This is a genomic window from Zhouia amylolytica AD3 (genome assembly GCF_000511935.2).
GTDB classification, from domain to species: Bacteria; Bacteroidota; Bacteroidia; order Flavobacteriales; family Flavobacteriaceae; genus Zhouia; species Zhouia amylolytica.
Genome location: NZ_AYXY01000031.1, coordinates 73,144 through 95,855, shown reverse-complemented (window position 1 = coordinate 95,855; position 22,712 = coordinate 73,144). Strand labels below are relative to the sequence as shown.

Annotated in this window: 14 protein-coding genes; 6 read left to right on the top strand and 8 right to left on the bottom strand. The window is 38.1% G+C overall.

Features of this window, described 5'->3' with window-relative positions; all coding sequences use genetic code 11:
* Positions 1–26: 26 nt before the first annotated feature.
* A complete protein-coding gene (locus P278_RS15695) occupies positions 27–809 on the bottom strand; it encodes a glycerophosphodiester phosphodiesterase (protein ID WP_038268876.1) in 783 nt (260 codons plus the stop codon).
* A 156-nt stretch (positions 810–965) separates the two neighbouring features.
* Here P278_RS15695 and P278_RS15690 point away from each other — a divergent pair, with 156 nt between their 5' ends.
* Positions 966–1,376, top strand: coding sequence for a hypothetical protein (locus tag P278_RS15690; RefSeq protein WP_038268875.1), 411 nt, complete (start codon positions 966–968; stop codon positions 1,374–1,376).
* A gap of 37 nt (positions 1,377–1,413) precedes the next feature.
* Here P278_RS15690 and P278_RS15685 read toward each other — a convergent pair whose 3' ends face one another.
* The 7 genes from P278_RS15685 to P278_RS15655 form a co-directional block, all read right to left on the bottom strand.
* Entirely contained in the window at positions 1,414–2,799 is a 1,386-nt protein-coding gene (locus tag P278_RS15685; RefSeq protein ID WP_038269162.1) for an alpha-amylase family glycosyl hydrolase, read from the bottom strand.
* A 4-nt stretch (positions 2,800–2,803) separates the two neighbouring features.
* Positions 2,804–4,639 carry a glycoside hydrolase family 13 protein gene (locus tag P278_RS15680; RefSeq protein WP_038268873.1) on the bottom strand — a complete coding sequence of 612 codons (1,836 nt, stop codon included), beginning with the start codon at positions 4,637–4,639 and terminating at the stop codon, positions 2,804–2,806.
* A gap of 70 nt (positions 4,640–4,709) precedes the next feature.
* The gene (locus tag P278_RS15675) at positions 4,710–6,821 is read right to left on the bottom strand and encodes a glycoside hydrolase family 97 protein (protein ID WP_038269159.1); all 2,112 of its coding nucleotides are present in this window, start codon (positions 6,819–6,821) and stop codon (positions 4,710–4,712) included.
* An 8-nt stretch (positions 6,822–6,829) separates the two neighbouring features.
* Positions 6,830–9,127 carry a glycoside hydrolase family 65 protein gene (locus P278_RS15670; protein WP_038268872.1) on the bottom strand — a complete coding sequence of 766 codons (2,298 nt, stop codon included), beginning with the start codon at positions 9,125–9,127 and terminating at the stop codon, positions 6,830–6,832.
* 20 nt (positions 9,128–9,147) lie between these two features.
* Positions 9,148–9,786, bottom strand: a complete 639-nt coding sequence (gene pgmB / locus P278_RS15665) for a beta-phosphoglucomutase (RefSeq protein ID WP_038268871.1) — start codon at positions 9,784–9,786, stop codon at positions 9,148–9,150.
* 61 nt (positions 9,787–9,847) lie between these two features.
* Complete coding sequence (locus tag P278_RS15660) at positions 9,848–11,188, bottom strand: MFS transporter (RefSeq protein ID WP_038268869.1); 1,341 nt, start codon at positions 11,186–11,188, stop codon at positions 9,848–9,850.
* A 137-nt stretch (positions 11,189–11,325) separates the two neighbouring features.
* Entirely contained in the window at positions 11,326–12,345 is a 1,020-nt protein-coding gene (locus P278_RS15655; RefSeq protein ID WP_038268867.1) for a LacI family DNA-binding transcriptional regulator, read from the bottom strand.
* Positions 12,346–12,653: 308 nt separating this feature from the next.
* On the opposite strand from P278_RS15655, the gene P278_RS15650 reads away from it, so the two are divergent.
* From P278_RS15650 to P278_RS15630, 5 genes are all read left to right on the top strand, one after another.
* On the top strand, positions 12,654–15,584 hold the full coding sequence (locus P278_RS15650) for a SusC/RagA family TonB-linked outer membrane protein (RefSeq protein ID WP_038268866.1): 2,931 nt from the start codon (positions 12,654–12,656) through the stop codon (positions 15,582–15,584).
* Between the two features lie 18 nt (positions 15,585–15,602).
* Positions 15,603–17,228, top strand: a complete 1,626-nt coding sequence (locus P278_RS15645; RefSeq protein ID WP_038268865.1) for a RagB/SusD family nutrient uptake outer membrane protein — start codon at positions 15,603–15,605, stop codon at positions 17,226–17,228.
* Positions 17,229–17,246: 18 nt separating this feature from the next.
* On the top strand, positions 17,247–18,539 hold the full coding sequence (locus P278_RS15640; RefSeq protein WP_038268863.1) for a SusE domain-containing protein: 1,293 nt from the start codon (positions 17,247–17,249) through the stop codon (positions 18,537–18,539).
* A gap of 71 nt (positions 18,540–18,610) precedes the next feature.
* On the top strand, positions 18,611–21,994 hold the full coding sequence (locus tag P278_RS15635; protein ID WP_038268862.1) for a DUF4961 domain-containing protein: 3,384 nt from the start codon (positions 18,611–18,613) through the stop codon (positions 21,992–21,994).
* A complete protein-coding gene (locus P278_RS15630) occupies positions 21,991–22,710 on the top strand; it encodes a hypothetical protein (protein ID WP_051413624.1) in 720 nt (239 codons plus the stop codon). Before P278_RS15635 ends, P278_RS15630 begins: the two co-directional genes overlap by 4 nt.
* The last annotated feature ends 2 nt before the right edge of the window (positions 22,711–22,712 follow it).

The following is a 22,712-nucleotide window of genomic DNA, read 5'->3' as shown; positions in this document are numbered from 1 at the left end:
AGGCAAAGATATGTTAATAAAGGTAATTATAGGGCTGGCTGAAGATTTTCAACATTTGCATGCACCCTGTCGGGATAGTCCGAAATGATTCCATCTACCTTAAAATCTTTCATCAACTGAATGTCTTCAGGATTATTAACGGTCCACGGATAGACCTTAAAGCCTCTTTCCTGAATTACTTCAACATTAACACCTGTAAGTTTTTTATAATGTGGATTAATGGCTTCAGCTTTTAATTCATCCGCCAAATCTAAAGCGTTAAGAGGGTCTTCTGAGATCAACACAGCTATTGGGACATTTTTATCCAGGGCTCTCATTTTTTTGAGTTCATCCCATTTAAAGCTGCTAATAATAAAACTTTCCGTACTCCAGTTTTTGGATGTTATGTAATCTTGAATAATGGCATGAACGGGTTCAGCCGTATTAGCTCCTTTAAGCTCTATATTCAATCGAACTTTATTATCAATTATATCAAGGACCTGATGTAATTGAGGAATTTGACTCCCGTTTTTCAACTGAACTTTATTGAGGTCTTCAAGGGTTAAATCTTCAATATGAACATCAAAACCGGCAAGTCGTTTCAAATTATCATCATGAAAAACGACTACCTCTCCACTTTTAATTTTAAAGACATCAATTTCAATAGCATCCACTCCCAGATCTATTGCTTTTTTGATAGACGGAATAGAATTTTCAGTTTCGTAACCTGCAGCGCCTCGATGCCCTATTGTCATCGGACGATTCCTCTCCTTACAACTTAACACAAACAGTGAAACCATCGCTAAACAAACAATACTTATTTTTTTCATTCTGACTTAACAAAAACCCATCTGTCATCATCAGCTCCATTATTTTTCAACTTGCAAAATTAAGATTAAAATCAATTCAAAAGTTATAAGAATGTTAATTGATCCTAAAAAAAATGTATTTTTAAATCACATTAACCCCTTAAAAACAAATCAATTATGTTTTCCAAATCGAATTTATTAGCCACCATTATTGCCACCATTGTTTTCTTTTTCCTTGGTTATGCCGTGTGGGGAATTGCCCTTTCGAGCTACTTTGAGGCACATGCCACCAACAATGTTATGAAAGCTATGCCCAACATGGGCACCCTGGTATTTTCAAATTTAATAATGTCTTTTGCAATGAGTACCATTTATGGTAAATGGGCTACTGGAAAGTACAGTGCTGCCAGCGGATTTTCTTTTGGCGCCTGGATTGGAATTTTTGTAGGCTTTGGTCTTGGTTTTTTATGGTATTCCACCTCTGATTTAATGGATCTGACGGGAACGATTGTAGAAGCTATTTTGGATATTTTCTTCTATGGCATTATTGGTCTGGTTATTGGCATCGTTTATCAAAAAACTTCCTGATAAATCTACAAACCCCGCAATTGCGGGGTTTTATTTTTTACTCTTCAATTAAAATCAAATATTCCCAGGGTTGTAGTTCGTATTCAACTCCTGATTTTAACACGACATCTGTATTAGTCATATAGCTTTTAAACGAACCCTCATAGTCTACCGTTGCCAATTTAGAATCATTGGTTAAATTAGCTAAAAACAACAATCTTTTACCATTTTTAATTCTTTCAAATGCTAATATGGATTTATCATCGGAGGTTTTAACCCGGTTATAAGCTGCTGCTTCTTTTCCTCCAGCCAATGCCGGATATGTGTTTTTCAGTGTTCCTAACTTTTGATAGATTGGATAAAAGTCTCCTTTTTCTTTAATGATAGTGTCTTTTTCAAAAAACAACAATCTTTTATCCATATCATATTCCTGTCCACTATATACCAAGGGCATTCCGGGAATGCAATACGTCATAGCTGCAAAAGTTTCTGCTGCGTCTCCCATACGTTCGAATACTGTACCATTCCAGGAATTCTCATCGTGATTAGAAGTAAAATTCATAAACATATCATCTGATTCCAAAAGGGTATCATTCTTCTTCATGTAATGATCCCAATCTTCCACCGTTTTATTTCCCTGTGCAATTTCATTCATAATGTGATGTCCTTCCCACGCATATTGCATATCAAAGGCCTTCTTCAACAATTCAGGTTGTTCAGCTTCGGCTAACATAAACACAGGCTTAACGGCGCGTATGGAATCTGAAGCAGTTTCCCAAAAATCTACAGGCACCTGATGGGCGACATCACATCGAAAACCATCTATATTTTCTTCTTTTACCCAGTACAGCATGTCAGCGATCATTTCTTCCCGCATTTCACGATTGTCAAAATTTAAATCAGCTACATCAGTCCACCCCCATGATTCACCTGTATCAGGATTTAATGGATCTACAATATTTCCGTCTTCATCCTGGGTGTAATACTCCGGATGCTCCTGGATCCAAACATGGTCCCACCCGGTATGATTCGCTACCCAATCAAGAATAACATACATCCCCTGATCATGAGCCGTCTGAACTAGTTTTCTAAAATCATCTAATGTTCCGAATTCCGGATTCACTTTGGTATAATCGGTTATAGCGTAATAACTTCCCAAAGAGCCTTTACTTTTGGTGCTGGAAATCGGGTAAATAGGCATGAGCCAAATTACCTTCACTCCAAGTTCTTTTAACCTTGGAATATCTTTTGTAAAAGCATTAAACGATCCTTCTTCTGAATATTGTCTAATATTTGCTTCATAGATCACGCCTTCTTCCAAAACTTCATCTGAAACCGGCTTATAGGCAGTATATTCTTCAAGCTCGGCCGTATCCTTTTTAGGTTCGTTTTTACAGGCTCCCAGAACAACTGCTACCACCAGGACCAAACATATTTTTTTCATCTGTTTATTTTTTAAGTTCAATGATATAACTTGTTTTTGCAGGCATCTTGAGGTTCGTCGACAAATCAATTTCCATTTCAGTCATTACCTCCATTCCTTTAGAAAAATGGTAAAGGTTTTCTTTAAAGCGATCTAACTGCAAAACCTTATCACTTTGGTTATTATTAATTACAACCATTACTGAGGCTTGATCGTTATGTCTAAAATATACATAAACTTCATCGTCTGGCAAATACTGGGTCGTTTTACCCGAATGAATAACCTTTGCTTTTTTTCTCCAATTCAATAGCTTGGCGGTGAAATCAAAATAGGCGTTTTGTTTATCTGTTCTTTCCATAGCTTTGAAAGCATTATTTTGATCACTAGGCCAACCTCCAGGAAAGTCTCTGCGGATATCGCCATCACCCTTTCCTTTATCACCTTGCATACCTATCTCACTACCGTAATAAATCTGCGGTATTCCTCTTGAGGTAGCAATCAAACTCATGATTAATTTATAATCCTCGATATTCGGGTAAATGTGATTGATTCTTTCGGTATCATGGTTTTCGGCAAAAATCAACAGGTTATTTACCTCGGGGTATAAAAAATCATTCACATAATTTTCATACACTTGAATCATTCCTTTATTCCATGAAGGGTTCTCCTCTTTGAAAACTTGTCCAATAGCATCGTGCAAGGTAAAATCCATCACACTGGGCAAGTAAGAATTATAGTTTTGTATCGCTCCTATTTTACTATCCTTTTGCCAATAAGCCATTTGAGCCTGATCGTGCATCCATACCTCACCAACAATATTAAAATTTGGATATTCATCCATGATTGCTTTAGTCCATAAGGCGATAGCGTCTTTATCATTGTATGAATAGGTATCTACCCTAAACCCATCTAGATTAGCAAATTCGATCCACCATATGGCATTCTGAATAAGATACTTAAGCACCAGGGGGTTTTGTTGGTTTAGATCAGGCATTGTCTTCACGAACCATCCATCCATACAGTATTTATAATCTCTTTGTGATGCATTCGGATCCATTTGTGTTGTCATGCGATAGTTGGTTTGTGCATATCCGGGAAACTGATGTATCCAGTCATAAGTCGGTAAATCTTTAATCATCCAATGCTCCAGTCCCCAGTGATTGGTAACATAATCCATGATCAGTTTCATATTTCTCTTATGCAATTCTTTGGAAAGCATTTGATATTCCTCATTAGTCCCATATCGAGGATCTATTCGGTACACATCACTTTGTGCATAGGTATGATAGGAGTATTGATTGTCATTATCTTCACACAATGGGGTGCTCCATATGGTTGTTGCTCCCAAGGCTTCAACATAATCCAAATGATCAATTATTCCCTGAATATCTCCTCCATGTCGTCCTCCTTCAAAATCTCTGTTCACCTTTTCCGTCAATTCCGAATGTGAATCATTATTCGGATTGCCATTAGCAAAACGATCTGGCATCAATAAATAAATTACATCCGAAGCATCAAATCCTTTTCTTAACTTAGAATTTGGGGCTCTCTTTTTGAGTTCGTATGCACGAGAAAAGACTGTTCGCTTACCCTTTTTGAAGTCAATGTTGTAAATACCGGGGTCCAGTCCTTTCGTATCCATAGTTATAAAAACGTAGTTCGGGTTTTCGGTCTTCGTAATACTGGTAACCACCACATTTTCTACTTCAGGAGTGTATTGAGCAATTTCTTCACCATACACCATGATCTGAAGTTTGCTATGGGCCATATCTGACCACCAAAAAGGTGGTTCTATTTTGTCTACTTGTGCGCTTATTGCCAAAGGCAATAGCAGCATTATAAGTTTGATCGCATGTTTCATTTTACTCTTTATTGAAAAATGTCTTATTAAACACTATGGTTCATTAAGCTCAACCCAACAACTTATGAAATTATTTAATTTCAATAATACTGATGGCATATCCACCTCCGGGAGCTGATTCCAATTTTAATTTCGATTTATGTGTTACCTTTTTGGTAGTAATGGAATAAGCTTGCGGGTTGGTTTTGTAATGAGCATTTTTTGCGTCGGCATAAATCGTTGCTTTATATTTCTTTCCCTGTTCGAGAAAATCCAAGCTTATTTCAGAGGTTCTTTTTTCAACTCCATTGACATTTCCCACAAACCAATCATTCGTTCCTTTGGCTTTACGTGCTATGGTAATATACCTCCCAGGTTCGGCCTCTATATAGTTGCTATCATCCCAATCAACCGCTACATCTTTAATAAATTGAAAAGCATCGGGAAATCGATTATAGTTCTCAGGTAGATCGGCAGCCATTTGTAGTGGACTGTACATGGTAACATACAAGGCTAACTGATTTGCAATGGTAGCATTTACATGTGAATTATTATTTGGATTGAGTTTTGAAATATCCATTTCAAAAATTCCCGGAGTATAATCCATCGGTCCTCCCAAAAGACGTGTAAATGGTAAAACAGTAACATGGTTAGGTTTTGAACCTCCAAACGCTTGAAACTCGGTCCCTCGGGCGGATTCATTTCCTATTAGGTTAGGGTATGTTCTGCAAATTCCTGTAGGCCGTACTGCTTCATGGGCATTCACCATAATCTGATATTGGGCAGCCTTTTCAACGGCATATTGATAATGATTTACAATCCACTGACTGTAATGATGCTCTCCTCTGGGTAAAATATCCCCAACGTACCCACTTTTTACCGCTGGGTAATCATATTTTTTCATGAACTGATATGCGGTATCTAGATGACGTTCATAGTTTCGAACAGCACTTGAAGTTTCGTGATGCATAATCATTTTCACCCCTTTAGATTTGGCATATTCATGAATTTCTTCAACATCAAAATCCGGATAAGGGGATACAAAATCAAACACATAATCTTTGGATTGACCGAACCAATCTTCCCAACCTTCATTCCATCCTTCTACCAAAACACCATCGAAACCGTGTTTTGCTGCAAAGTCGATATATTCTTTAACATGTTCAGTGGTTGCACCATGTGTACCATTAGGGGTTGCATTTTCATAATCCGTTTCTCCCAATTTAACAGCTGGAAAATCGTTGGTATAAGACCATGAGCTCTTCCCTGTTATCATTTCCCACCAGACACCGACATATTTCATTGGTTTAATCCAGGAGGTATCCTCTATCTTACAGGGTTCATTGAGATTTAAAATCATAGGTGATGCCAGAATGTCTTCTGCCTTATCACTCACCATAATCGTTCTCCATGGACTTGTACAAGGCGCCTGGAGATATCCTTTATTTCCCTGGGCATCTGGTGTCAGCCATGATTCGAAAACGAACTTCTGATCATCCAAATTCAGATTCATCAAGGAATAATCGATCAATGCTGCTTCATGTAAATTGATATACAAATCTTCATCGGTCTTCATCATCAAAGCTGTCTGAACACCCGTTTTAGAGAATTGTTCCTGAGAAGCATTATCAGTCAGAGCCTTATCGAATAATCCTCTAATTTCGCTAAGCTTACTCTCGGTATAATCGTATTCTTGAGAGTCGTAATCTCCCGGAATCCAAAAAGCGGTATGATCGCCAGTCATTGCGAACTGGGTATGTTCTTCTTTAATGGTGAAATAGTTTAGGTTTTTCTGCTGCGGAAATTCATACCTAAATCCCAGTCCATCGTTGAACAAACGAAAACGCACTATCATAATTCGGTCCGTTTCATTTTGCTGCAGTGTGATGGCTAATTCATTATAGTGATTTGTTATCTCGGAAACTTCTCCCCAAACCGGTTTCCAGGTTTGATTATAAGAATCAACCTCTGAATCAGCAATTGTAAAATCATCAAGCAAGGACTTCTTATCATTCACTAATTCTAGTCCTAATTTACTTGATTTTATCACCAACTTGTCTTTAAAGAATAGTTGATACGCAGGGCTTCCATTTTCTATCAATGAAAATTTCATTTTTAAGTCCCCATCGGGTGAACTCAACTCCTGCGCATTTATAGACCATACACTTACGGTTACTAGAAATAAAATAATTAACTTTTTCATTGCCATGATCATTTTCCTGCTGGTTGTACTACCGTTTCTTTACCATTTATTAAAATGCTAAGCTCTTTATTTCCATCGTTAGAAATCGTGGTCTTGTCTTGTGTTACCTCCACATGAAAGATCTGATCTCTAAAGTTCACTTTAAAAGAATAGGCTTTCCATTGTACAGGAATTTTAGGTTCGAACGAAAGCTTTCCATCTTTTACTCTCATCCCACCGAATCCTTCTACAATACTCATCCACGTTCCAGCCATTGAGGTAATGTGAAGTCCTTGATGCACTTCTTTATTATAGTCATCCAGATCTAATCTTGAAGTTCGCAGGTAAAAGGTATATGCCTGATCCATTCGATCTAAAAATGCTGCCTGAATGTTATGAACACATGGGGACAAAGACGATTCATGAACTGTAAACGGTTCATAAAAATCGAAATGTCGCTCTATTTCTTCTTTAGTAAAATGATCTTCAAAGAAGTAAAATCCCTGTAAGACGTCTGCTTGCTTTATATACGGAGAACGGAGAATGCGATCCCATGACCATTTTTGGTTAATCGGTCGCTGATCTTCCGAAAGGTTTTCAACCGTAATCAATTCCTTGTCCAGAAAACCATCTTGTTGCAGATAGACTTGATTTTCTTCTGAATATGGGAAGTACATATTATCAGCAACTTTCAACCATTCGTTGATTTCGTCTTCGGTTATCCCGGTAACTGAAGCCACTCGCTGATAATCTTCGTTAAACTCTTTTTTTACTTTTTCAATATGTTCTGCTGCAAATTGAATACACCATTGCGCTATATAATTAGTATACCAATTATTATTAACGTTATTTTCGTATTCATTAGGGCCTGTAACCCCCAGGATCACATACTGATCTTTGTTGGCTGCATAATTTGCTCTTTGATGCCAGAAACGGGCTACTCCAATCATGACCTCCAATCCCATCTCCGGGATATAACTATAATCGCCTGTGTATCTGAGGTAATTATATATCGCATAGACAATAGCTCCGTTACGATGAATCTCTTCGAATGTAATTTCCCACTCGTTATGACATTCTTCACCATTCATAGTTACCATAGGATACAAAGCGGCTCCATTCGAAAACCCTAATTTCTCAGCATTTTCAATAGCTTTATCCAACTGATTGTAACGATACTTCAGTAAGTTCCTTGCAACCTGTTGATCTTTGGTAGCCATATAAAAAGGGATACAATAGGCTTCGGTATCCCAATAGGTACTTCCCCCATATTTTTCTCCTGTAAATCCTTTAGGGCCAATATTAAGTCGATCGTCTTTACCGAGGTAAGTTTGATTCAGTTGAAAAATATTAAAACGTATTCCTTGCTGGGCTTTTACATCACCTTCAATCGTAATATCTGCCATTTCCCAAATGGAAGCCCAGGCTTCCTTTTGTTTTTGTAGCAATCCGTTAAATCCAAAGGATACTGCTTTGGTTAAAACATTTTTAGCGGCTTTAACTAAATCATCTTTATCGTGATTCATCGAAGTTACATAACCGGCATATTTGTATAAAGTGGCTGTTTTCCCCTTTTCAACTTCCACCTGATATTCCTGGCTAATATATGTGGAGGACCGTGATTCTTTACTGGCAACATCTTGCAACGCACCATCAACTTCTAATCGGTTTTCCATAAAAGTACCCACATAGAAATGGGTTTTTAAGGTGCGTGCTACTATTACAGCCTGACTCTCGTTACTCTGTACCTCTAAAGTCTCCCAGAATTTTTCTTCCCAGTTGGTATCATAATTCTCTATACCGCTATCCAGATAGGGTCTAAAAACGATATCGGCATTCTTATTTATTGGCGTAACCGAATACTTTATAGCTCCTAATTCATCGATATCCAAGCTCAAGAATCGGGTTGTTTTTACTTCAACCTGTATATCATTCTGCAGGGTGGCTTTAAACGATCGTTGATACCACCCCTCTTTCATGTTCAACTCTCGCTTATAATCACTAACTTCTTTACATACGTTAAGATCTAGCGCTTCTCCATTAACATATACATTTATCCCTATCCAGTTAGGGGCATTCAACACTTTAGCGAAGTATTCAGGGTAGCCGTTTTTCCACCACCCCACTTTAGTCTTATCCGGATAATATATTCCTGCTATATAGCTTCCCTGAAACGTTTGTCCGGAATAATGTTCTTCAAAATTTGCCCGTTGCCCCATGGCGCCGTTTCCGATACTGAACAAACTTTCTGACGATCGTACTTTATTGGCATCAAATCCTTCTTCTATGATCGACCAGTTATTTGGTATGATATAATCTTGATTCATTTTTTGTTGCTGTTGAAATTTTAAAATAGATTGTCTTGTATTTTGGTAAAGTCTGCAAAAACGTACTTCGCATCTTTAAGTACCTCCGGATCCCCCAATCCAACGGATATCATACCTGCTGAATTAGCGGCTTCAATTCCTGCTTCGGAATCTTCAAAAACTACGCAGTTTGTTTTTTTAACACCTAATTCTTCTGCAGCCACCAGAAACACTTCAGGGTCTGGTTTAGCTTTAGTAACACTATTGCCATCGACGATGACATCGAATTCTTTGAACAGCCCGACTTTCTTTAATATCTCAGGAGCATTTTTACTTGCTGAACCAAGAGCTACCGGACAATCATTTGCTTTTAAAAGCTCTATATACTCAACAATTCCAGGCAATATATCGGCTGATGTCATTTGCTCAACGAATGATAAATAATATTCGTTCTTTTCCTTTGCAAGTCTTTCGAATTCATCCTGGGGAATAGATTTACCAGCCCAGTTCAATATCTTATTTAAAGAATCTACTCTGCTTACTCCTTTTAACTTTTCGTTCAATTCGGGTGTAAGCTCAAAAGCCAGTTCATCGGCGGTTCGTTTCCAGGCTAAAAAATGAAAACGAGCTGTATCGACAATAACACCATCTAAATCGAATATGTATCCTTTATTTTTCATTATTCTTTTCTATGTACAGACTTAAATTCTGGATTACTTTTTGAAATTATGTAATAGATGCCTAGGCTTTCACCACATCATCTACATCTTCTACACGTATTACCAATATGGCGGCAATTAAGAAAGACACACCGCTGGTAATAATTGCATAGATAGGGTCGCCACCGTAGAAATATTTTACTACAGGTCCGCCTATAATTGCATTAATAATCTGAGGTATTACGATAAAGAAATTGAAGATTCCCATATAAACGCCCATCTTCCTCGGTGGAATTGATCCCGCCAGAATCGCATAAGGCATGGCCAGAATACTAGCCCAGGCGACACCAATGGCCATCATGGAAAGTAACAACCAATTCTCATTAGGCGCAAAATAAACGGAAATCAAACCTAAACCTCCAATAACAAGGGAAATGGCATGTGTTCGTTTTCTACCCAACTTCAAAGCTATTGCTGGTAAGAAAAAGGCAAAAACTGCAGATACGGCATTGTATACACCAAACAAGACTCCTACCCAATCTCCGGCATTTTGGTACGTAACACTACTATTGTCGTCGAGGCTTAAGCCATAAACATGATGTGCTATGGCCGGGGTACTAAACACCCACATACCAAACAAACCGAACCAAGAAAAGAACTGTACCCAGGACAATTGTTTCATGGTTAGCGGCATTTTTTTGAAGTCTGTAAAAATATCCAGCAAGCTGGCTTCCTGATCTGAGTAATCTTCTGCATCATCATCGAAAGATGCCAATTCTTCAGGAGTGTATTCTTTGGTGGTAAAAACGGTCACCAAAATACTTACAGTTAATACAATTGCTCCTACCACAAACGATATAAGAAGGTTTAATGGAACTTTGCCTACTTCTGCCTGATTCGAAATCCCTACCCAATTAGTTAAAGCATATGGCAACCATGAGCCTATCACAGCACCTAAACCTATTAATACTGTTTGAATACTAAAACCGAGGGTTCTCTGATCTGAAGGAAGGTTATCTGCCACTAATGCTCTAAAAGGCTCCATGGCGATATTAAAAGAAGCATCCATAATCATTAGCATTCCGGCCCCCACCCATAAAGCGGGAAGGAAGGCCGTAAACAAATCAGCATTAGGCATCAACACCAAACCGAGGGATGCCAAGACAGCTCCAACCAGAAAATAGGGTCTTCTACGCCCAAGTTTTGTCCAGGTTCGATCACTATAATGACCTATTATTGGTTGTACGATCAACCCTGTTAACGGGGCGACAACCCAGAACCAAGATAGCTCATGAACATCTGCTCCAAAAATTTGTAAAATTCTACTGGCATTGGCATTTTGAAGTGCAAAACCCATTTGAATTCCCAAGAACCCGAAACTCATATTCCAGATTTCCCAGAAACTTAACCTACGCTTTTCCATTATCGTAATTTACTGATTACTAATACGATAAGCGCTATGACTTATCAAAACTTTATTTAGGTGAGAAGTAAAAATATAAGTTTTGACAGCTGCTAATATAGTGTTTTTTTGAAACTTAGCTTCTTTTTTTAAAAAATTTAAACTGGATTTGTCGACTCTCTTTCAATCAATGAGGTCTTGATCACTTCTGTTCTATAATGAGAATCATCCTCTACTTCTTCCAGCTTGTCTATTAGTAGTTTAGCCGAGGTTTCCCCTATTTCAAACCCGTGCTGGTTAACGGTTGTTAATCTCGGGAAAGAGTTTTGCGCCAAAATTCCATCAGAAAAAGCTACTATTGATAATTGTCTGGGAACATCAATATTTCTTTTACGAGCTTCACGTAAAGCTGCTACTGCAAAATATTCATTTACACACAGTAAACCGTCGAAAAGCTGTGTTCTAAACAATTCAAATATCTGTTTCTCACAATTGATATCATCTATCCTCACAATCAGTTTTTCATCGATTGGGATCCCAGCATCCTCCAAAGCATTTTTATAACCTAAGGTTCTGTAATTACCTACACTTAAATATTCTTCGGTTGTAACCAAAGCAATCCGCTTACATCCGGACCTCACCATATGCCTCACTGCGTTGTATGCACCGCGTCCATCGTCAACCACTACTTTATCGCAATAAATCTCATCGGTTACCCTATCAAACATTACCAGTGGCATTCCCTGATTAATCACTTCACGCAGATGATGATAGTCCTTTTTTCTTTGCGTGCCTTTAGATAAGGAAATAATAAACCCATCTATACTTCCATTGGCAAGGGTTTCCATGTTGATCACTTCTTTTTCAAAGTCTTCATTTGACAAACACACAATTACATTATACCCTCTTTCATTTGCATGTTTTTCGATGCCACTAATAACCTTTGTAAAAAAGTGATGCACAATCTCAGGAATGATTACCGCGATATTTTTAGTTTTTCTATTTTGAAGACTCACCGCAATATTATTCGGCTTATAATTATAAAGCTTGGCAAAAGCTTTTACTTTATCAATAGTTTCCTGACCAATTTCCGGACTATCTTTTAAAGCCTTCGAAACTGTTGATACAGAAACATCTAATTCTTTAGCTATTTGCTTTAATGTCACTTTTTTCTTCATGTCGTTTAGGCACATTTACATTCAAATATACAATATAAATAACATTTGAATGAGACACCTAAAAGAGACACAGAACCGCAGTGAGAATACGAATTTCTTCATACAAGCGCCCTAGATTTATCATTCTCATAATTTTGTATCTTATTAATTATTAGATCCTCATTTGGAGAAAAGTTTTTAACACTCTAACGTTTTCGTAAGGGTATTTGGGGCACCCCGGGATTTCTTGACTGTTTTTTTACATAGATTTAACATCGAGAAGTAAAAATATAACCAAACAAAGTCTAACAAACTATCTTAAATTATCTATGAGAACATTTCAAAAATATGTCTTACTTATGTTGCTCACCATTCCCCTGGGAGCGTTTGCGCAACAGACTGTAAGAGGTGTGGTTACAGAAGCCTCTTCTGGACTTCCTTTGCCTGGGGTAAATGTAATTGTGAAAGGAACCACCACCGGAACTACAACAGATTTTGACGGTAATTATGAAATAGAGGCTGAAAATGGAAGTATTCTTCAATTTTCATATATAGGATTTCAAACGATTGAAAAACCAGTTACGGAGGAGACCTTAAATGTAGCCTTACAAGAAGACACCCAACAACTTGACGAGGTGGTTGTAATTGGATACGGTACCGTTAAAAAAGAAGATGCCACCGGGGCTGTAGACATGGTTACCTCGAAAGATTTCAATCAAGGTCCGGTTACATCGGCACAACAGTTAATCTCTGGTAAAGTTGCAGGGGTTTCAGTAACCTCCGGGAGTGGTGCACCGGGAGAGGGACAAAATATTGTTATCCGGGGACTTGGATCATTAACACTTTCGAACAGTCCGCTGATTGTGGTTGATGGAATTCCTTTGGATAATGGTGGCGTGGGAGGATCACGAAATCCGCTGAACCTTATTAATCCTAACGATATTGAAAGTATGGTTGTCTTAAAGGATGCCTCAGCTACTTCAATATATGGTTCCAGAGCAGCTAATGGTGTCATTATGATTACTACTAAAAAAGGTAAGGATGGAGAATTTAAATTCAACTATTCAGGATCTACGGTGGTTTATTCACCTATAGACGACATTAATGTATTAAGCCCTTCTGAATTCAGAAATTTAGTCACTGAAACCGGAAGTGATGATGCGATTGCAAGAATGAGTAATTCCGCTACCGATTGGCAAGATCAGATCTATACCAATGCAGTTGGTTTTGAACATTCATTCAGTGCTCTGGGAAATGCCTTTGGAGTACCAATGAGAGCTTCTCTGGGGTATTCAGACCACGATGGTATATTAAAGTCTGATAATTTTAATCGTACAACGGCTTCACTGAACTTAACTCCCAGCCTTTTTGATGACCATTTAAAAATAGAGTTAAATGCACGAGGGATGTATACCGAAAACACTTTCGCTAACAGGGGAGCTATAGGTTCATCTATTGCCTTTGATCCTACGAAACCTGTATTCGATCAAAATGCGCCGGATAAATTTAATAATTACAGTGGCTGGTACGTAACAGATTCAGAAACTGGTGACGTTATTCAAAATAATCTAGCGCCTACCAACCCGGTAGCTTTATTGAAACTTCAGGATGATAATGCCGAGGTGAGACGTTTTATTGGTAATGCCAAAGTCGACTATAAACTACACTTTTTCCCTGATCTTACGGCTACTGTTAACATGGGGTACGATATTTCTAACAGCAACGGAAGAACTGTTGTTTCTGAAAACATGCCTTCTTCTCAAGAGGACTGGAACGGATCGTTGTTCAGATATTCAAATAATTCCCGAAATCGTTTATTTGATGCCTATCTGACCTATCAAAAAGAAGTTAACGACCATAGCTTCAATTTTGTTACGGGATATTCTTATCAGGACTTCAGATATGACGATGATAATTATAACAGTGAGCTTGAAGAAGATGGAAATCCAGATTTCATCCAGATTGGAAGATCAAAAAATGTACTACTCTCATACTTCGGTCGTTTTAACTATGGTTTTCAGGATAAATATTTATTAACCGCCACATTAAGAGCAGACGCATCATCTAAGTTAAACCCTGACGATCGTTGGGGGTATTTCCCATCTGTGGCACTGGCGTGGAATATTCAGAATGAAGACTTTTTGATGGCGAGTAAGGTCGTTGATGAATTAAAACTACGAATCGGGTACGGAGAAGTAGGTAATGTTAATGGATTAGGAGATTATAACTTCTTAACAAGATATACAGGAAGTCAATCTACTGCAAATTATCAATTTGGTTCCACTTTTTATCAAACTTATCGTCCTGAACCGATTAATGAAAATCTGCGTTGGGAGGTTGGAAAAACGTTTAATGCCGGAATCGATTTCTCTCTTTTCCAAAGAAGAATTTATGGTTCAATCAATGCTTACATAAAAGAAACACAGGACTTAATTAGTAATACAACTATCGATCCTTTCACGAATTTCGGAAATATTATTCCAGCTAACATTGGTGATATGGAAAACAAAGGATTTGAAGTTGCGTTAAACTGGAACGCCATAAGAAACGATCATTTCAAATGGACTATCAGTTACAACATTGCCGTAAATGATAATGAAATTACGAATTTACCAGATCAACAATTTGTAGGTGGCATTTCGGGAGGTGTAGGTAATACCATCCAAACACATATTGAAGGGGAAGCTCCTTTTAGCTTTTTAGTTTACGAACAAGTATACGATGATGCCGGAAAACCTTTAGAAGGTGTATATGTAGACAGAAATGATGATGGAATTATCAATGATAATGACCGGTACATTTACAAAGATCCTTATGCCGACATCTTCATGGGATTGAACACTAATTTAACCTATAAAGATTGGGATTTAGCGATCATAACACGTGCTAATTTTGGCAACTACATGTATGACAACGTAGCTTCCAGCACTAGTTATTTGGCAAGATTAACCGAGAACAATATTTTAACGAATTTGCATGCTGACTATTTAGCGACTGGATTCAGTACCATTACAGAAACGAATCTTCAAAGTGATCACTATGTTAAGGATGCTTCATTCTTTAAAGTTGACAATATCACATTAGGGTATACATTAAAAAATGCATTGCCTAATGCAAGTATCAGACTTTATGGTTCAGCTCAAAACATTCTTACCGTATCAGACTACAATGGAATAGATCCTGAGATATCTGGAGGAATTGACAACAATTTCTACCCTAGACCAAGATCGTTTGTGTTTGGAGTTAACCTTGATTTTTAATAAAAAAAGCTATTCAAAATGAAATTTATATATAAAATATTTTCAGCATTGATCTTAGCCAATTTAGTATTGGTTTCATGTCACAATGAACTCGATCAATTTCCCATCGATCCTGATAGCTTTACAGAAGAAGATGTTTTTTCTACCGCAGATGAAGCCAAAGGAGCATTAACAAAGTTATATGCCAGTTTAGCATTAACCGGTCAGCAAGGTCCTGCCGGTGATGCAGATATTGATGGTGTAGATGAAGGTTTTTCGCAATATTCAAGAATGTTGTACAACCTGAATGAACTTACCACTGACCATGCTGTTGTTGGTTGGGGTGACCCGGGGCTTCCTAACTTACATGGTATGAGTTGGTCTGCTAGTAATGACTTTACCGAAGCAATGTATTATAGATTAGCTCAGGAAGTTTCATTCTGCAATTCATTTATTGCCAATGCAGAAGCCTTAAGTAACGATAGTGAAGTACTGTCTTTTATTGCAGAAGCTCGTTTTTTGAGAGCATTTGCCTATTACAATTTAATTGACATGTACGCAAATGTGCCTCTTACAACAATAGTTTCGACTGAATTACCCGAACAGAGTAATAGAGCCGAAATATTTTCCTTCATTGAGAATGAGTTATTGGAGATCCAAGACCTTCTCAAAGAAAGTGGAAGCAATGAATATGGGCGTGTTGATAAGGTTGCTGCCTGGGCTTTACTTTCAAGGTTATATTTAAATGCTGAGGTATGGACAGGAGAGAATCGATTAGATGATTGTATTGTCTATTCAACAAATGTTATTAATTCTACCTATCAAATAAACACTAATGATGCCAATGGAAATGGTTCTGCATATGATGAACTGTTCCTTGCTGACAATGATACCAATGGTGCACAAAATGAATTCATCTTTGCCTTGAATTTTGATGGCTTACAATCCAAAACTTATGGAGGCACCACGTTTTTAGTTCACGCTTCTATTGGAGGAACTATGGCGGCTTCTAATTTTGGTGTAAATGGTGGCTGGGCAGGATTAAGAACCACAAAAGCTTTAGTCAGTAAATTTGATAATGCCATTACCGCTACGGATGGTGATGGACATCCAACAGACTGGGCTGACAGCAGAGCAATGTTTTATACTGACGGGCAAAATTATGAAATTGAGACTATCGCAAACACCTTTGAAGATGGCTATGCGGTTACCAAATTTAAAAATATCGATTCTGAAGGAAACCAGGGAAGTGATGCCGGCGGCGATTTTGTGGACACAGATCTCCCTATTATCAGATTAGCTGAGATCTATTTAAACTATGCTGAAGCTACTGCAAAAGGCGCGAATGGTGGTGACCTCAATCTGGCGGTTAGCTATATCAATGCATTAAGAGAAAGAGCCTATGGAAATACTTCAGGAAATATATCAGCGGGCAGCCTAACACCAGCCTTTGTTCTTGATGAAAGATCTCGAGAATTATACTGGGAAGGTCAGAGAAGAACAGACCTTATTCGCTATGGACAATTCACGACTGCCGATTATCTATGGCCATTTAAAGGTAACTCAAGGGATGGTATCAGTGTAGAGGACTTTAAAAATTTATTTCCGCTGCCAAATAATATTATTGTCACCAACCCTAATTTAACCCAGAATAAAGGTTACTAATCATTAAAATGAATAACAATGAAAAAGTTTTATCATAAATTATTTTTCATGATCTCACTTTCAGCTTTAATGTTTAGCTGTGACAATGATGATTATGAAGTAACCCTCAACCCAGAGGCCAATACTCAAGTTTCGGTATCCAGTTCGAACGTGATGCTTTCAAAAGAAGACAAAGATCAGGAAGTGCTTACGGTTTCCTGGACAGAGCCAGCATTTGGATACGATGCGGTCGCTCAATATAACGTTCTGTTTGATGTAAGTGGAGGCGACTTTAGTGAAGCAAAAAAAGTAGCTGCAGGAGATGACCTCCAAAGTGTCTTTACGAACGAAGCACTTAACAATATTGCTTTGGGCCTTGGGCTTATTCCAGAAGAAACTGCTCAAATGGACGTTCGTATAGAAATTAAAATGAGTGATATCGAAAGTCTTTTTTCTGGAACACAGAGCATCAGCGTTGTCCCTTATTCTGAAAAAATTGATCCTTCAACAACATGGGGTATTGTTGGTTCTGCAGCAAATGACTGGGGAGCCACACCTGATCTCCCTTTCTATAAGACAGGTACTGATGGAGTATTAGTAGCCTACGTAGCACTAATTGATGGTGAAATTAAATTCAGAGAAAACAACGATTGGACACTTAACTATGGAGATGATGGTGCCGATGGAACACTCGATGAAGGCGGAACCAATATAGCGGTGAACGCGGGAACTTATAAGATCGAACTGAATCTGAACGACCTTACTTATACCATCGAGGAATATACCTGGGGCCTAGTAGGTTCTGCAACTCCAAATGGTTGGGATGGACCAGACTTAGCTTTAACTTACGACCCTTATACAGATACCTGGAAATCAATAGTGACCCTGGCGGAAGGTGAAATGAAATTTCGTCAAAATAATGATTGGGCCTTAAACTATGGAGATACCGGAGTTGACGGGACCCTGGATAATGGTGGAGACAATATTGTTGTTGAAGCAGGAAACTATTTTGTTACTGTGAACTTCAACACCTTGGAATATTCAATTGAACCAATAGATCTATGGGGTGTAATAGGTAGCGCCACTCCGGGAGGATGGGATTCCGATACCGATATGACCTATGATTTCGCCGATGACACCTGGAAGCTGAATGTCGACCTAACAGCCGGGGAAATCAAATTCAGAGCTAATGACGACTGGGCATTGAACTATGGAGACACTGGCGTCGATGGTATTCTTGATGAAGGAGGGGATAATATTGCCGTTGATGCAGGGAGTTATACAATTACTTTAGACATCGAAAATCTTACGTATACGCTAACAGCTAACTAAATTACCTGTTTCCACAAAAAAGGGCTGTTTTTTTTACAAATCAGCCCTTTTTATCTTAAAAACCATCCATTATGAGGTCTTTTTTACTTTCATTTATATTCTTCATTTCCTCTTTATCCTTTTGCCAGGTTACCATATCGCCACAGCAATTCAGCACAGATGATTCCATAACCATAACTATCAATATTAATGCAACCACCACCAACTGTAATGGTTTTAATAATCCTTCAAAAGTATATATGCATTCGGGGATTGGAACCGAATCAAATCCCTGGGCATACAATGTGATTGGAAATTGGGGACAAGATGACGGTATTGGGCTAATGACGGCTAACGGAGACGGCACCTGGAGTATCACCATTACACCCAACACTTATTTTGACCTTACTTCCGAACAAGCTGCTAACGCCACTAAAATGGGAATGGTTTTCAGAAATGAAGATGGCTCGCAGGAATTTAAAGCTACTGACTGTAAAGACTTCCTCTTTGATGTAGGTTCTTTTCAATTGAACCTCATCAATCCTACAAAAGATCCGGTAATTTTAAATTCGGGAGCCTCAATTAGTATTTCAGCTAACACCTCGACCGATGCTTTTTATAGTCTATTAGCCAATGAGTCCCTGATCAACACAAGTTCAACGGCGTCTACTTCATACACCTACAATTATATGGTAAACGAAAATACAAGTTTTACCCTGGAAGCTGTCAGTAATGGGGAAACCAAAAGCTTAACATTTGAAGCATTTGTAAACCCCGGCGTTATTGAAGAGTCAATTCCTGTAGGAATGCTGGAAGGTATCAATATAGATCCCAATGACCCTACTAAGGCTACCCTTGTATTATATGCTCCAATGAAAGAATTTGTTCACGTAATAGGCGATTTCAATGATTGGCAAGTGGACAATTCTTATTTAATGAAAAAAGACAGCTCAAAGGATTTATTTTGGATTGAACTCACAGGACTCACCCCTCAATTTAACCATTTGTATCAATATTTAGTTGAATATGAAATTAATATTGCCGATCCTTATTCTACCATCATACTGGATGAATACAACGATCCCTTTATCAACGATATTACTTATCCTAATCTTCCCGCATATCCAACAGGAGCAACCACTGAAGCTGTTACGCTATTGCGAACAGGAGATCCGGTATACAACTGGCAATCTACTAATTTTCAAAAGCCGGCAAAAACGGACCTCATGGTCTACGAACTTCACTTAAGAGATTTTGATGAACTTCATAGTTTTGATGCTGTTAAAGATCGATTAGATTATCTGCAAAAATTAGGAATAAATGCGATCGAATTAATGCCTGTAAACGAATTTGACGGTAATGAAAGTTGGGGTTACAATCCTTCTTTTCACATGGCGTTAGATAAATACTATGGCACTCCGACAGCATTTAAACAATTTATCGACGAATGCCATACAAGAGGCATGGCAGTTATTATCGATGTGGTATACAATCATGCCACAGGGCAAAACCCATACTTCAGACTCTGGAACGATAGTAATGGGGGCCTAGAAGGAAATGCCTCCGCAGAAAATCCCTTTTTCAATCAGGAAGCAACTCATGCCTACGCATTTTTTAACGATTTTAACCATCAGACTGATGCTACAAGAAGATATGTTGAAAGAACAACAAAATATTGGATTGAAGAATATAAGGTTGATGGATTCAGATGGGATTTAACGAAAGGATTTACCCAAAACTGTACAAATGACGAGAACTGTACTAATTCATATAATCAAGACAGGGTTGATGTTTTAAAATTGTACGCAGATTTCCAATGGGAGATCGATCCTGATTTTTATATCATCTTTGAACATCTTGGTATAGGTACCTCAGCTGAGGAGGAAGAAGAATGGGCCAATTATCGTTTTGATGAGGGTAAAGGAATTATGCTTTGGAACAAACTAAACCCAGAATACAATGAAGCCACCATGGGCTACCATGAAAACGGTAAATCTGACTTTTCAGCTGTTTCATTTAAAGTCAAGAATTTTCCGGGAGTCCTGAATATGTCTTATATGGAAAGTCATGATGAAGAGCGGCTCATGTTTAAAAATTTAGCATATGGAAATTCAGGACCAGACCATAACATCACCCAGTTATCTACGGCTTTGGATCGGTTAAAACTGGCAGGGGCTTTCTTCTTTACAGTCCCAGGCCCGAAGATGATCTGGCAATTTGGTGAATTGGGATACGATTATTCGATTGATTTTAATGGTAGGGTTGGAAATAAACCTATTCGCTGGGATTACTTTGAAGATCCCGAAAGAAAAGCTATTTATGATCTCTGGTCTAAACTTATAAAACTAAAATTAAATGAACCTATTTTTAAAACTCTTGATTTTAAGGTTGATTCAGGAAGAGATGACGGTTTAAAGTCTATACATTTAAAAAACTCTTCAACGGAAGCTGGTGCGATTAGTTTCGTTACCATAATCGGTAATTTTGGTGTTACCACACAAAACATCGACCCGGAATTTCAAGAAGCCGGAGTATGGTATGAATTCCTCAATGAAAATTCAAAACATATTGTTAGCAATACCACAGATCCTATAGCGCTCGCACCGGGTGAATTTAGAATATACGGGAATAACCCAAGTGCTTTATTTCCGAATAGCAATCCTCCTGACGAAGATAGTGACGGGGTATTAAATACGGACGACCTTTGCCCTAATACAACTCTTGGCGCTACGGTTGATATCAACGGATGTGAAATATTCACCCTACCAAATACAAACTTCAAAATAATGACGACCAGTGAAACATGTCGAGATGCCAATAATGGTAAAATTGAGGTAACCACAGAAGAGGTTTTGCCTTACTCGGTTTCCCTGATTGGCAATGGTCTTGTTCTGAATGAATCATTTAACACTAGCTGGTCTGCCGAGGCACTGGCGTCCGGTAGTTACTATTTATGTTTTACCGTGGATGGCGAAGCGGACTATGAACAATGTTTTACTGTAGTGATAACAGAACCAGATGATCTTTCAGTTCAATCTCAGGTAAATACCAAGTTAAAATTAGTTAGCTTGAACTTAAGCGGTGGGGACCGTTATCAGGTGACTGTTAATGGAATTACCCAGGAAACGGATAAAGAACAACTCACAGTAAGTCTTAAAGAAGGTGAAAACAGAATTTCTGTCACAACCGGAATCGATTGTCAAGGAGTATATGAAGATCTTATTTATGTTTCTCCATCGGTATCTTATTATCCCAATCCGGTTATTGATGAAGTTACTGTTTTATTAACCACTGAAGACTCAAAAACAGATGTCTCAATTCATTCAATTGATGGTAGGCAAGTATATAAGAAAACTCAGGAAATAAGTCCTGATAATAGCATTAAGATACCAGCTTCACAATTAGCTCCCGGGCACTATTTAATAGTTCTTAAAGGAAAATCTTTAAGTCAAACCATTAAAATCATCAAGCAATGATTCGCTATAAACAACATAGAACTATTTTTTATTTTTTAATTGTAATGTTAATACTTTCGTGCAGTAGTGGTGGAGACTCAGAAGAAGAAGAAGAGCAAATTAATCCGCCAACAAAAGCTTCCTTAGAATTTCCTGCAAACAACGAAGTATGTGTAAGTGGAGAATCAATAAACGACATCCAAAGTAAAGTGTCTTTTTCCTGGATGCCTTCAGTACATACGGACCTATATGAACTGATCGTTAAAAATTTAAATACTGATGAAGAAAAAACATATACTTCTACTTCTTCTACAACCGACATCACCTTAATGAAAGGAGAACCATACTCTTGGTTAGTCATCTCAAAATCTGACAAAACCACGGATACTGCCCAAAGCGAAACCTGGAAGTTTTATCTTGCAGGAAATGGGACTTCCAATTATGCTCCTTTCCCCGCTGCGATAGTTTATCCGAAATCCGGGGCTACTATTTCAGCTTCATCAGGTACAACATACTTAGAATGGGTTGGTACCGACGTTGACAATGACATTACATCATATGATATATACCTGGACACCATTGACGGTAAAACCGAAAGTGTTGCAAATGATTTCAATGCCTCAACCTTAGAGAATGTTAATTTAGTAACTGGCAAAGTTTACTATTGGCAGGTTATAACCTATGACATCGAAGGAAATCAATCCTCTTCTGGAATTTACAGTTTTAAGACCGAATAAAA

Bases quoted from the DNA above. Each gene is read 5' to 3' on its own strand.
- P278_RS15650 (WP_038268866.1), top strand. From the start codon at position 12,654: ATGAGAACATTTCAAAAATATGTCTTACTTATGTTGCTCACCATTCCC.
- P278_RS15695 (WP_038268876.1), bottom strand. From the start codon at position 809: ATGAAAAAAATAAGTATTGTTTGTTTAGCGATGGTTTCACTGTTTGTG.
- P278_RS15655 (WP_038268867.1), bottom strand. From the start codon at position 12,345: ATGAAGAAAAAAGTGACATTAAAGCAAATAGCTAAAGAATTAGATGTT.
- P278_RS15660 (WP_038268869.1), bottom strand. From the start codon at position 11,188: ATGGAAAAGCGTAGGTTAAGTTTCTGGGAAATCTGGAATATGAGTTTC.
- P278_RS15645 (WP_038268865.1), top strand. From the start codon at position 15,603: ATGAAATTTATATATAAAATATTTTCAGCATTGATCTTAGCCAATTTA.
- P278_RS15685 (WP_038269162.1), bottom strand. From the start codon at position 2,799: ATGAAAAAAATATGTTTGGTCCTGGTGGTAGCAGTTGTTCTGGGAGCC.
- P278_RS15680 (WP_038268873.1), bottom strand. From the start codon at position 4,639: ATGAAACATGCGATCAAACTTATAATGCTGCTATTGCCTTTGGCAATA.
- P278_RS15630 (WP_051413624.1), top strand. From the start codon at position 21,991: ATGATTCGCTATAAACAACATAGAACTATTTTTTATTTTTTAATTGTA.
- P278_RS15670 (WP_038268872.1), bottom strand. From the start codon at position 9,127: ATGAATCAAGATTATATCATACCAAATAACTGGTCGATCATAGAAGAA.
- P278_RS15640 (WP_038268863.1), top strand. From the start codon at position 17,247: ATGAAAAAGTTTTATCATAAATTATTTTTCATGATCTCACTTTCAGCT.
- P278_RS15675 (WP_038269159.1), bottom strand. From the start codon at position 6,821: ATGAAAAAGTTAATTATTTTATTTCTAGTAACCGTAAGTGTATGGTCT.
- P278_RS15690 (WP_038268875.1), top strand. From the start codon at position 966: ATGTTTTCCAAATCGAATTTATTAGCCACCATTATTGCCACCATTGTT.
- P278_RS15635 (WP_038268862.1), top strand. From the start codon at position 18,611: ATGAGGTCTTTTTTACTTTCATTTATATTCTTCATTTCCTCTTTATCC.
- pgmB (WP_038268871.1), bottom strand. From the start codon at position 9,786: ATGAAAAATAAAGGATACATATTCGATTTAGATGGTGTTATTGTCGAT.